This window comes from Micromonospora psammae, from assembly GCF_036902725.1.
GTDB lineage: Bacteria > Actinomycetota > Actinomycetes > Mycobacteriales > Micromonosporaceae > Micromonospora.
The window spans coordinates 31,510-44,393 of sequence record NZ_JBAKHM010000014.1 but is presented as its reverse complement, the minus strand read 5'-3'; the positions used below and the strand labels follow the sequence as shown (position 1 = coordinate 44,393).

At 73.4% G+C, this 12,884-nt stretch carries 7 protein-coding genes and 1 pseudogene; 1 reads left to right on the top strand and 7 read right to left on the bottom strand.

The annotated features are described in order from the left end of the window. Positions 1–81: 81 nt before the first annotated feature. Complete coding sequence (locus tag V6U79_RS17760) at positions 82–879, bottom strand: SGNH/GDSL hydrolase family protein (protein ID WP_334522599.1); 798 nt, start codon at positions 877–879, stop codon at positions 82–84. A 192-nt stretch (positions 880–1,071) separates the two neighbouring features. Here V6U79_RS17760 and V6U79_RS17755 point away from each other — a divergent pair, with 192 nt between their 5' ends. After that, entirely contained in the window at positions 1,072–2,607 is a 1,536-nt protein-coding gene (locus V6U79_RS17755; RefSeq protein ID WP_334615226.1) for a M1 family metallopeptidase, read from the top strand. Positions 2,608–2,702: 95 nt separating this feature from the next. Here the strand turns inward: V6U79_RS17755 and V6U79_RS17750 are convergent, their stop codons facing one another. The 6 genes and pseudogenes from V6U79_RS17750 to gltB form a co-directional block, all read right to left on the bottom strand. Continuing rightward, a complete protein-coding gene (locus V6U79_RS17750) occupies positions 2,703–3,227 on the bottom strand; it encodes a hypothetical protein (RefSeq protein WP_334522595.1) in 525 nt (174 codons plus the stop codon). A 149-nt stretch (positions 3,228–3,376) separates the two neighbouring features. Continuing rightward, positions 3,377–4,966, bottom strand: a complete 1,590-nt coding sequence (locus V6U79_RS17745) for an MFS transporter (RefSeq protein WP_334615225.1) — start codon at positions 4,964–4,966, stop codon at positions 3,377–3,379. A gap of 307 nt (positions 4,967–5,273) precedes the next feature. After that, positions 5,274–5,369 (bottom strand): annotated as a pseudogene (locus V6U79_RS29835) (GltB/FmdC/FwdC-like GXGXG domain-containing protein); the annotation flags it as partial. A 13-nt stretch (positions 5,370–5,382) separates the two neighbouring features. Beyond that, complete coding sequence (locus V6U79_RS17740) at positions 5,383–6,408, bottom strand: trypsin-like serine peptidase (protein WP_334522589.1); 1,026 nt, start codon at positions 6,406–6,408, stop codon at positions 5,383–5,385. Between the two features lie 246 nt (positions 6,409–6,654). Beyond that, a complete protein-coding gene (locus tag V6U79_RS17735; RefSeq protein WP_334522586.1) occupies positions 6,655–8,163 on the bottom strand; it encodes a glutamate synthase subunit beta in 1,509 nt (502 codons plus the stop codon). Continuing rightward, positions 8,156–12,811: a glutamate synthase large subunit gene (gene gltB, locus V6U79_RS17730; RefSeq protein WP_334615224.1), complete on the bottom strand. Its 4,656-nt coding sequence runs from the start codon at positions 12,809–12,811 to the stop codon at positions 8,156–8,158. Before gltB ends, V6U79_RS17735 begins: the two co-directional genes overlap by 8 nt. Positions 12,812–12,884 lie beyond the last annotated feature (73 nt).

Here is a 12,884-nt window from a genome sequence, read left to right as displayed (position 1 = left end):
CGCCAGCGACGCCGCCGGGTCCGCGGTGGACGTGCCGGACGGCCGGTGGCTCCAGAGGGCCGCCGGCCGTCCGGTCGCGGGTCAGCCGAGCGCCGCGTTCAGCGCCGGCAGGTAGCCGTAGCGGTAGCCGTCGGCGTCCGGGTGGTACGCCTCGATGACGCCGCTGACGTCGCGGATCCACGGGTCGGCGGCGCAGACGCCGTGACCGGCGAACCAGGACCGGGTGTCGGCGAAGGTGGCGCCGGCCGCGCGGGCCCGGTCGGCGGTGACGGTGGCGAGCAGGTCGGCGGCCTCGTTGAGGATGGTGCGCTTGTAGGTGCTCATGGCCAGCAGCCCGCAGTAGTTCGTCTCGAACAGTCGCGGGTAGCCGAGCACGATCAGCCGGGCGTTCGGGGCCCGGCTGCGGATGGCGGAGTAGGTGGCGTCGAGCCGGCCGGGCAGGGTCGAGGTGGCGAACGCCTTGGCGTCGTTGACCGCGTTGGTGCAGGTCGAGGTGCTGCCGAAGCGGCAGCTGGTGATGACGTCGGCGAAGCCGGCGTCGTTGCCGCCGATGGTGACGGTGACCAGGGTGGTGCTGGTCCGCAGCGAATTCACCTGGCTGTTGATCACGTCGGCGGTGACCGCGCCGCCGCAGGCCGGGAAGGTGAAGCTGGTGACCGCGTTGGCGGCGGCCCAGAGCGGGGCGTACGACTTCTGGCTGCGGAAGCAGCCGGACCAGTCGTACGGGCCGGCGCCGACGCCGGAGGAGTAGGAGTCGCCGAGGGCGACGTAGTTGACGGTGGCCGCCTGGGCGGTGCCGGGGACGAGCACGACCCCCAGGACGGTGGCGAGCAGCGCGGTCAGCGCGGTGACGGCGCGGGCCAGGGCGCGGTGGGACATGTCGGGACCTCCACGGGACAGGGGTGGTGGGATCCTCGTGACCGCGCGCGTGGCCAAAGGTGTTACTGGTCGGTAATCGTATCGAAACATTTAGATCAAGTGAACAGCTGGCCAGGCCGGATGAGGCTGACACGTTCACAAACGTCGATTAGGTTGGCGGATGCGAACACCCCGACGGAGGGAGTCCACCTCGTGCGACGTGTCTTCACGGCGGCCATCGCCGCCCTGACCGTCACCACCGCCGGCACCCTGGTGTCCGGCGTCCCCGGCCAGGCCGCCCTACCGGGCGACCGGCCGGTCCCGGTCGCCGCCGCACCGGCGCCCGGCAGCCCGGGCCTGGGCGACATCTACTATCCCGACTACGGCAACGGCGGGTACGACGTCGACCACTACGACGTACGCCTGCGCTACGACCCGGCCACCGACCGGCTCACCGGCACCACCACCATCCTGGCGCGGTCCACCCAGGACCTGTCGCGGTTCAACCTGGACTTCCTGCTCGACGTGGAGTCCGTACGGGTCAACGGCTGGTCCGCCACCGTCACCCGGGAGGGCGTCCACGAACTCGTGGTCGCCGCGCCGCGCCCCATCGCCCGGGGCCAGCTGCTCACCATCGTGGTGAGGTACTCCGGCGTGCCGTCGGAGACCCTGGTCAACGGCTACACCGGCTGGACCCGCACCGCCGACGGCGCGCTGGCCGTCAACGAACCCGAGTCCGCCTGGTGGTGGTTCCCGGCGAACGACCACCCGCTGGACAAGGCCACCTTCGACATCTCGGTCTCGGTGCCCACGGGCGTCGAGGTGGTCAGCAACGGCGTGCAGCCGGGCAGCCCGGTCGCCGAAGCGGGCAACCGGACCCGGTGGAGCTGGCGCACCACCAGGCCGACCGCCACCTACCTGGCGTTCCTGGCGATCGGCCAGTACGACATCGTCACCGACACCGCGCCGAGCGGGCAGCCGGTGATCAACGCGTACAGCACCACGCTGGGCGAGCGCGGGCCGACCGCGCGGGCCAGCATCGAGCGGACCGCTGAAATCGTCGACTGGGCGAGCGGGCTCTTCGGGCCGTACCCGTTCGAGGCGCAGGGCGGCGTCGCCGGACCGGTGGACGGGATCGGCTTCGCCCTGGAGACGCAGACCCGCCCGGTGTACGGCCCCGGCTTCTGGCGGCGCGGCGCGAACACCTACGTCGTGGTGCACGAGCAGGCCCACCAGTGGTTCGGCAACTCGGTCTCGGTCGCGCAGTGGCGGGACATCTGGCTCAACGAGGGCTTCGCCTCGTACGCCTCCTGGCTGTGGTCGGAGGAGCAGGGCGAGGGCACCGCGCAGGAGCTCTTCGACTTCACCTACGCCAGCTACCCGGCCGAGTCGCCGTTCTGGCAGGTGCTGCCGGGCGACCCGGGCGCCGACCGGGTCTTCGACCGCGCCGTCTACGACCGGGGCGCGATGGCGGTCCACCAGATCCGCCTCGCCGTGGGCGACGAGGCGTTCTGGCGGATCCTGCCGGCGTGGACGACGGAACACCGGTACGGCAACGGCACCGTCGCGCAGTTCCAGGCACTGGCCGAGCGGATCTCCGGCCTGGACCTGGACGAGGTCTTCCAGACCTGGCTGTTCACCGCCGGCCGGCCGACGGTGGCCACGGCCCGCGCGACGGCCACGGCCGCTCCCCAGCAGCCGAAGTCGTGGACGAAGATTCGCGAGGCGCACCAGCTCCTGCAGCGCTGACCCCGCTCCGGCCGGGTGCCCGTCCCCGACTCCGGGCCGGGCACCCGGCCGGTACGACGTCCACCTCCGCCGCGGGCACGTAGCCCGGGCGGGGGTCAGGCCCTCGGCGTCGACACCGGCGGCCCGGTCGGGGCGCCGGTGTCGGCCTCGATCGCCCGGATGTGCCGGTAGGCGAACCAGAGCGGCGGGAAGGCACCGACGGCGAAGGAAAGGTCGACCAACGTCCAGAACCACGGGATGTCCCGGATCGGCCCGCAGATCAGCGCCAGCGGCACGATGCCCGCGCACGCGATCATGCCCAGCTGCACCACCCAGACGTTGCGCACCGGGTCCCGCAGCGGCCCCCAGAAGGCCACCGCCAGCACCAGGTGGGCGAAGGCGAGCCAGTCGGTACCGTAGAGCATGAAGGGGTGGCGGTCGCCGGTCTCCACCAGCCCGGTGTGCACCCGCTCGACCCAGGCGACCAACGCCGGCAGGTCGTCGGCGAGCGGGGCCAGCGCGCGCAGCAGCCAGCGCACCTCGATCTCGAGCGGGAACGCGGTCACTCCACTGAGGAAGAGACCGACCAGCACGACCCACAGCCACCGGCGGATGCGCCGCAGCCGCTCCTCGGTATCCATGCCCGGAGCGTAGCGATGATCTTCCCGCCGCCCGGCCCCGTGGACGCCGCATCCCGCGCCGAACCTCATGACCTCGCTCACCCGCGGCCGGTCCCCGCGACCCCGGGTGACCCCACGAGGAACGGCGACGCGGCCACGAAGGGATCTGCTCAGGGCAGGTAGTCGGACGGGGGTACGTCGACCGGGGCCGCGCCGGCCAGCCGGGGGCGACGGCGGGGCCGGGCCGGCCCGCCGCCCGGGCAGCCGTGGGCGGCCCGCACCAGCCGGCTGGACGGCAGCCGTCCCGCGCCGGGACGACGCCCGGCCAGGTACGGGCCGGGCGGCGGACTCCCCGCCGGCCGGGGCGCCGCAGCCGGGCCGATCGCCGGGGCCAGGCCGACCCCGACAGCCGGGGCGAGTCCGACGACCGCGACAGCCGGGGTCGCCGGCCGGGCCACGCGGGCGGCCATCGCGGCGACCCGGCGGGCCGGGTGGCGCACCACGGGCGCGGTCAGCACCCGGGTGACCCGGTGGCGCAGCCGGCGGTCACGCAGGCCGTCGAGGGCCACGCCCGCGGCGGCGGTGGCGATGGCGGTCACCGCCCCGGCCAGCACCAGGGTCTGCCGGGGGCCGGCGTGCTCGGAGAGCCACCCGAGCAGGGGCGCGCCGACCGCGGCGGAGACCGAGCCGGTGACCGCGAGGGCGGCCAGCACCCGGCCGCGCATGGCGTAGTCGGTGTCGAGCTGGGCGCGGGCGCCGACCGTGGTGTCGATGACCACCGCCGCCGCGGCCACCGGGAGGATCACCGCGGCGAAGCTGGGCGTGCCGGGAGCCAGCCCGGCGACGATCTGCAGCACGCTGGCCAGCAGGCCGGCGCCGACCAGCATCCCGTAGCCCAGCTCCCGGCGGCGGGCCGCCACCAGCGCGCCGAGCACCGTGCCGACCGCGAAGACGGTGGAGAGCACGCCGTAGCCGGACGCGCCGCCGCCCAGCGGGCCGTCGCTCATCGCCGCCATGGTCACCTGGTAGTTGCGCCCCAGGCTCCCCAGCACGAACGACAGCCCCAACGCGACCAGCACCACCGGCTGGCGCAGCAGGTAGCGGAAGCCGGCCCGGATGCCGCCGTCGGCCACCGCCGGGTCGGCCACCACCGCGTCCCCGCCCCGGTAGCGCTCCCGCTCGCGGACGGCGAGCAGGGCGGCGACCACCGCGACGAAGCTGGCCGCGTTGACGGCGAAGAGCAGCGCGGGGCCGACGGCGGCGACCACGACGGCGCCGGCGCTCATGCCGAGGATGCGGCCGGCGGAGTTGGTCAGCGAGCCGAGCGCGAGGGCGTTGCCCAGGTCCTCCGGGTCGACCAGGGTGGAGGACCAGCGGCCCGACACCGGCCCCTCGATCGCCGACACCGCCCCGGTGACCAGGGCGATCACGTAGATCGCCGGGAGCCCACCGGCACCGGTGACGGCGACCACGGCGAGTCCCGCGGCGAGCAGGGCGTGCACCGCCTGGGCGGCGACCAGCAGCGGCTTCGCCGGCAGCCGGTCGGCCAGCGCCCCGCCCCAGACGCTGAGCAGCAGCGTCGGCAGGGCCTGGAGCAGGACGGCCAGGCCCATCGAGGTCGCCGAGCGGGTCTGCTCGAGCACGTACCAGTTGACGCCGAGCACCTGCATCCAGGTGCCGATCACCGACACGAAGCCGGCACCGGCCCAGATCCGGTAGTTCCGGTGACGCAGTGCGGCGAACGTGCTTCCGAGGGCCACGAGGGCCTCCCCGTCCAGACGACGACATGACGAAGCCGAACCCACGGCGGGTTCGGCAGCGGCCAAGTCTGCCGCGCGCTAAACCTTTTTGCGGCTTTCGTGAGCGGTCTCACCGGCTCCGCGGGGCCGGCGCGGGGCACGCCCTACCAGGCCGTCGGCGTCCGGCACGGACCGGACGCCGACGACGGACACCCCGGTCCGGGACGGACCGGGGTGTCCGGGCGGCGGAGCCGCCACCGGGGTCGGCGGGCGGCGGAGCCGCCGGGATCAGCGGGCGGCGAGCGGCTGCCGGGCCGGGTCCACCGGTGCCGCCGGTCATGTACTCGCAGCCGTGGTCGCCGACACCCTCGACGACGGCCACCGCGCCGGAGTTGCACACCGCGAACCGCGGGTGGGCACTCCCGGGTGAACTCGCGTCAGGCTGCCTGGGTGCGCTGGTAGAGCGACTCGATGGCACTACCGAAGTACGGTCCCCACATCATGTTGGGGTGGTTGGTGTAGAGGAAGCTGTTCACGGAGTTCACGTACCCGAGGCCGCGGGCGGCGTCGAACTGGAAGAACCACGGGCCGCCGCTGGATCCGGGGGTCATGTCGCACGTCATCCCCTGCGACTGCGTGCCTCCGATGGTGTCCGGGAAGACCGTGCTCGCGCAGGCGATGAGGCGCTCCCCGTCGAACGGGGGGCCGCTCGGGTAACCGAAGGCGTACATGAAGGTGTTGCGCGGTTCGTTGAAGGTGATGCCCTGGGCGCCGACGGTGTCGGCGACGTCGCGCCCGTTGAGCGGGTTCATCAGCGCGACGCCCACGTCGTAGTTGAAGTCGCTCCTGCTGGTCCACTTGTTGAGGGCGTGCAGCGAGCGCGCCGTGAACGTCCCGACCGGCCGGGCGCCGTTGTGGTAGGCCGGCACGAAGACGAAGTTCTCGAAGAAGCCCGTGTTTCCCTGCCAGTCGATGACGCCGTGCACGCAGTGCCCGGCGGTGACGACCATGTCCCTGTTCGCGCTGGACACGACGCTGCCCGAGCACACCCATTCATAACCCAGGCGGGTGAAGAAGACCTTGCCGGTGGTCCACGCCACGGTGCCCCCACCGGTCCACTCGATCGACGACGCCACGGCGCGCACGGCGGCCGAATCGGGGGCGGGGATCGGGGCGACGGACTTCCGTTCGCCCACGGGCTCCGGGGCGGAGATGGACCTGCCGACCGCGCCGGGGGCGACGGAGTCGGCGGACCGGGCGGCCCGCATCCGGGCCGGAGTCCAGTAGTCGGTGATCCTGCGTTGTTCCGCCGCGTCGTCGGCGGCACGGTGGGTGACGACGCCGGCCCTCAGCGCCTCGTTTGTCGTGACCCGGGGGTCGGCCTCGGCCGTCGCCGGGGTGGCCCCCACCATCACGGACGCCACCCCCACCAGGGTGATCAGTCCGACTCGTAGGACGTGCACGTGGCCTCCCGCCAGGCTCAGGCGCTGACCGATCAGCGCCGGTCATGAGCGGCAGGACACGTCCCCACCGATGTGCGGGCGATGCGCCGGCTGCCGCCAATCGGTAGTATTCATCGTTGACCTTCTACATGCAAGAACATCAATGTAAAGCGGGAGCCCGCCGCGGTCGCCGATCGACAGCGGCACGGTTGACCCGGGCCGCTGACCGACAGGTCAGGTCAGCGGCCCTCGGGCGTGGATGACGAGCTAGCGGGCGGCGAGGGGCTGCGCCGACGAGGTCACCGGGGCCGCGAGCGTCCCGACCCCGCCGAGGTACGCGTGGATCGCCGCGGCCGCCGCGCGCCCCTCGGCGATCGCCCAGACGATCAGCGAGGCGCCCCGGTGCATGTCCCCGGCGACGAAGACGCCGTCGGCGGCGGTCTGCCAGTCCGCCCGGGCGTCGACCGCGCCCCGGGCGTTGCGGGCCACCCCGAACTGGGTCAGCAGCGGCTGCTCCTCGGTGCCCTCGAAGCCGATCGCGAGCAGCACCAGGTCCGCCGGGAGCTCCCGCTCGGAGCCGGGCAGCGCGGTGACGATCCGCCGGCCGTCCCGCTTCTCCACCGTGACCTCGGCGATCCGGACACCCTTGACCTGGCCGGCGCCGTCGTCGACGAACTCCTGCACGGCGACGGCGAAGACCCGCTCGCCGCCCTCCTCGTGCGCCGGGTAGCTGCGCAGCACCCACGGCCAGGTCGGCCACGGGTCTCGGGCGGCGTCCCGGGCGTGCGGAGGCTCCGGGTAGAGGTCGAGCTGGTGCACCCCGGCGGCGCCCTGCCGGTGGGCCACGCCCAGGCAGTCCGCGGCCGTGTCGCCGCCGCCGATGATGACCACGTGCTTCCCGGCCGCGTCGATCGGCGTGCCGTCGGCGAGCACCGCCGGCGCCGGCCGGCCGGCAACCGCCCCGGCGACCGCGCGGTTGGCGGCGACCAGGTGGGTCATCGCCTGGTGTACGCCGCGCAGCTGCCGTCCCGGCGTCTCCGGGGTGTCCCGGCCCTGCAACGCGCCGCAGGCCAGCAGCACCGCGTCGTGCTCGGCGCGCAACTGCTCGGCGGTCACGTCGACGCCGACGTCCACCCCGGTGCGGAACCGGACGCCCTCGGCGGCGAGCTGGGCCAGCCGCCGGTCGATGTGCTGCTTCTCCAGCTTGAAGTCGGGGATGCCGTACCGGAGCAGGCCACCGAGCGAGTCGTCGCGCTCGTACACCGTGACGGCGTGACCGGCGCGGGCCAGCTGCTGGGCGGCGGCCAGGCCGGCCGGGCCGGAGCCGACCACCGCCACCGACCGGCCGGTCGGCGCCGGCACCGGGCGGGGACGCAGCCCGCCCCGGGCCACCGCCGCGTCGGCGATCTCCACCTCGACCTGCTTGATGGTGACCGGGTCCCCGCCGCCGATGCCGAGCACGCAGGCGGCCTCGCAGGGCGCCGGGCAGAGCCGGCCGGTGAACTCCGGGAAGTTGTTGGTGGCGTGCAGCGACTCCACCGCGGCGTCCCAGTTGCCGGTGCGGACCCAGTCGTTCCAGTCCGGGATGCGGTTGCCCAACGGGCAGCCGTCGTGGCAGAACGGGATGCCGCAGTCCATGCACCGGGTGGCCTGCTCGCGGATCAGCTCCTCACCGGCCGGTGGGTAGACCTCCCGCCAGTCGGTGATCCGCACCGGCACCGGACGGCGGGCCGGCAGCCGCCGGTTGTAGCGCAGGAAACCGTTGGGGTCAGGCACGGGCCACCTCCTGGGCCGCCGCCCGCGGGGCGGGCGGCACCGGCGCGGTCAGCGCAGACATGACCGCGTCGTCGACGTCGTGGCCGGCGGCTTCGGCGGCCCGCATGATCTCCATCACCCGGCGGTAGTCCCGGGGCACCACCGCGGTGAACTCCTCCACCGCCTCCGGCCAGCGCTTGAGCAGCTCCGCGCCGATCGCCGAGTCGGTCTCCGCGACGTGCCGCTGCACGAGTTCGTGGAGCAGTTCCCGCTCGGCGTCGCGCAGCGGGGACAGGTCGACCAGTTCGGCGTTGACCCTCCCCCGGTCCAGCCGGTGCACGTAGGCGGTGCCGCCGGACATGCCGGCGGCGAAGTTGCGGCCGGTCTCGCCGAGCACCACCACGGTGCCGCCGGTCATGTACTCGCAACCGTGGTCGCCGACGCCCTCGACGACGGCCACCGCGCCGGAGTTGCGCACCGCGAACCGCTCCCCCACCCGGCCACGCAGGAACAGCTCGCCGCCGGTGGCCCCGTACAGGATGGTGTTGCCGGCGATGATCTGATCCTCGGCCCGCTGCCCGACCGCGGCCTCCGGGTCGACGAACGGGGCGGTGGCGTCCGGCCGGACGACGATCCGGCCACCGGAGAGGCCCTTGCCGACGTAGTCGTTGGCGTCGCCGTGCAGCCGCAGGGTCACCCCGCGCGGCAGGAACGCGCCGAAGGACTGCCCGGCGGTGCCGCGCAGCACGAACTCGATGGTGTCGTCGGGCAGACCGGCGCCGCCGAAGCGACGGGTCACCTCGCCGCCGAGCATCGCGCCGACGCTGCGGTGCTCGTTGCGCACCGCCACCTCGACCCGGACCGGGCTGCCGTCGCGCAGCGCCGGCTGCGCCAGCGCGATCAGCTCGTTGTCCAGGGCCAGCTCCAGGCCGTGGTCCTGGGCCCGCACGCCGCGCCGGGCGGCGTCGGCGGGCAGCTCCGGCAGGTGCAGTACGCGCCCCAGGTCCAGCCCGTGCCCCTTCCAGTGGTCGATCGCCGGGACGACGTCGAGCAGCTCGGTCTGCCCGATCGCCTCTTCGATGCTGCGCAGGCCCAGCTCGGCGAGGTAGCCGCGGACCTCCTCGGCGAGGAAGAGGAAGAAGTTCTCCACGAACTCCGGCTGCCCGGTGAACCGCTCGCGCAGCACCGGGTTCTGGGTGGCGATGCCGACCGGACAGGTGTCCAGGTGGCAGACCCGCATCATCACGCAGCCCTCGACGATCAGCGGGGCGGTGGCGAAACCGAACTCCTCGGCGCCGAGCAGCGCCGCGACCAGCACGTCCCGGCCGGTCTTGAGCTGACCGTCGACCTGCACGGTGACCCGGTCGCGCAGCTTGTTGAGCAGCAGCGTCTGCTGCGCCTCGGCCAGGCCCAGCTCCCACGGCGTGCCGGCGTGCTTGAGCGAGTTCAGCGGGGACGCCCCGGTGCCGCCGTCGTGCCCGGAGATCAGGATGACGTCGGCCTTGAGCTTGGCGACACCGGCCGCGACCGTGCCGACGCCGACCTCGCTGACCAGCTTGACGTGCACCCGCGCGGCCGGGTTGACGCACTTGAGGTCGTGCACCAGCTGGGCGAGGTCCTCGATGGAGTAGATGTCGTGGTGCGGCGGTGGGGAGATCAGGCCGACGCCCGGCGTGGCGTGCCGGGTCCGGGCGATCCACGGCCAGACCTTGTTGCCGGGCAGCTGCCCGCCCTCGCCGGGCTTGGCGCCCTGGGCCATCTTGATCTGGAGGTCGTCGGCGTTGACCAGGTATTCGCTGGTCACGCCGAACCGGCCGCTGGCGATCTGCTTGACCGCGGAGCGACGGGCCGGGTCGTGCAGCCGGTCGACGTCCTCGCCGCCCTCGCCGGTGTTGGACTTTCCGCCGAGCCGGTTCATCGCGATGGCCAGGGTCTCGTGCGCCTCCGCCGAGATCGACCCGTACGACATGGCGCCGGTGGCGAACCGCTTGACGATCTCGGTGGCCGGCTCGACCTCGTCCAGCGGCACCGGCGGGCGCAGGCCGGTGCGCAGGGTGAACAGCCCGCGCAGCGAGCCGGCCCGCGCGGCCAGCTCGTCGACCTTGGCGGTGTACTGCCGGAAGACGTCGTACTGGCGGCTGCGGGTGGCGTGCTGGAGCAGGAAGACCGTCTCCGGGTTGAACAGGTGCAGCTCGCCCTCGCGGCGCCACTGGTACTCGCCGCCGACCTCCAGCCGGTCGGACGCCTCGCCGCCGGACGGCGGCCAGGCCAGCGAGTGCCGGGCGGCCACCTCGGCGTGGATCTCGTTGAGCCCGATGCCGCTGATGGTGCTCGGGGTACCCCGGAAGTAGCGCTCGACCAGGCGGGTGTCCAGCCCGACCGCCTCGAAGACCTGCGCGCCGCAGTACGACGACACCGTCGAGATGCCCATCTTGGACATGATCTTCAGGACGCCCTTGCCGAGCGCCTTGACGTAGTTGCGGATCGCCTTCCCCGGCTCGACGCCGACCAGCGCACCCGTGGCGATCATGTCCTCGACCGACTCGAAGGCCAGGTACGGGTTGACCGCCGCCGCGCCGTAGCCGATGAGCACCGCCGCGTGGTGCACCTCGCGGCAGTCGCCGGACTCGACGATCAGCGCCACCTGGGTACGGGTCTGCTCGCGGACCAGATGCTGGTGCACCGCGGCGGTGAGCAGCAGGGACGGGATCGGGGCGAGGTCGGCGTTGGAGTCCCGGTCGGAGAGGACCAGGATCCGCACGCCGTCCTCGATCGCCTCGGAGACGTGCCGGCAGATCTCGGTCAGCCGGGCCTTGATGCCGGCGCCGCCGTCGCGGACCCGGTAGAGCCCGGAGACCCGGACCGCCTTGAAGCCGGGCAGGTCGCCGTCCTCGTCGATGGAGAGGATCTTGGCCAGCTCGTCGTTGTCGATCACCGGGTACGGCAGCACGATCTGCCGGCAGCTGGCCGCGCCCGGGTCGAGCAGGTTGCCCTCCGGGCCGATGGTCGACGACAGGCTGGTCACCAGCTCCTCCCGGATGGCGTCCAGCGGCGGGTTGGTGACCTGGGCGAAGAGCTGGTGGAAGTAGTCGTAGAGCAGTCGGGGCCGGGTCGACAGCGGAGCGATCGGGGTGTCCGTGCCCATCGAGCCGAGCGGCTCCGCGCCGAGGCGGGCCATCGGCGCGAGCAGGATCTTCAGCTCCTCCTCGGTGTAGCCGAAGGTCTGCTGCCGGCGGCGTACCGAGTCGTGGGTGTAGACGGTGTGCTCGCGCGGCGGCAGGTCGGTCAGGTCGATCAGCCCGGCGTGCAGCCACTCGGCGTACGGCTGGGCGGCGGCCAGCTCGGCCTTGATCTCGTCGTCGGAGACGATCCGCCCGTTGACGGTGTCGACCAGGAACATCCGGCCCGGCTGGAGCCGCCCCTTGGCGACCACGTCGGCCGGGTCGAGGTCGAGCACCCCCGCCTCGCTGCCGAGCACGACCAGGCCGTCGGAGGTGCGCCACCAGCGGCCCGGGCGCAGGCCGTTGCGGTCCAGCACCGCGCCGACGACCTCGCCGTCGGTGAAGGCGACCGAGGCGGGGCCGTCCCACGGCTCCATCAGGCTGGCGTGGAAGCGGTAGAAGGCCCGCTTGTCGGGGCGCATGGTCGAGTCGTTCTCCCACGCCTCCGGGATCATCATCAGCACCGCGTGCGGCAGGCTCCGCCCGGCCAGGTGCAGCAGCTCCAGGACCTCGTCGAAGTTCGCCGAGTCGGACGCGCCCGGGGTGCAGACCGGGAAGATCCGCCGGATGTTGCCGGGGAGGTCCGGGCTGCGCAGCAGCGCCTCCCGGGCCTGCATCCAGTTCCGGTTGCCGCGGATCGTGTTGATCTCGCCGTTGTGCGCGATGAACCGGTACGGGTGCGCCAGCGGCCAGGACGGGAAGGTGTTGGTGGAGAAGCGGGAGTGCACCAGCGCGATCGCACTCTCCACCCGCTCGTCGGTCAGCTCCGGGAAGTACGCCGGCAGCTGGTCGGGGGTGAGCATCCCCTTCCAGGTCATGGTCCGCGCCGACAGCGACGGGAAGTACGCGGGCACGCCCCGCTCCGCGCTCTCCCGCTCGGCCTGCTTGCGCACGCAGAACGCCACCCGGTCGAGGTCGAGCCCGGTCAGCGGGGAGCCGGCCGGGCCGGCCGGGGTGTCGGTGAGCCGGTGCGCGGCCAGGAAGAGCTGGCGGATCCGGGGCATCGCGGCGAGCGCGGTCTCCCCCAGCCCGCTCGGGTCGACCGGGACGTCCCGCCAGCCGAGCAGGTCGGCCCCCTCGACCAGGGCGTACTTCTCCACCACCTGCCGGGCGCGGGCCTCGGCGGCGTCGTCGTCGGGGAGGAAGACCAGGCCGGTGGCGTACTGGCCGGCCGGCGGGAGCGGGAAGTCCACCACGGCGCGCAGGAACGCGTCCGGCACCTGGATCATGATCCCCGCGCCGTCGCCGGTGTTGTGTTCCGCGCCCCGGGCGCCCCGATGGTCCAGGCGACAGAGCGCGCCGAGGCCGCGGGCCACCACCGCGTGGGAGCGCCGGCCGTGCAGATCCGCCACGAAGGCCACGCCGCACGCGTCGTGCTCGTTGGCCGGGTCGTAGAGACCGGCCGCGGGCGGGGCCGACTGCGGGCTGAGAGGGTACGGAAAGGCCACCGGGCCTCCTGTCGTCACTCAGGTTCGTACATGGTCGGGACGACGTCGGCCCTTGCGGTTTATTGAGTCTACG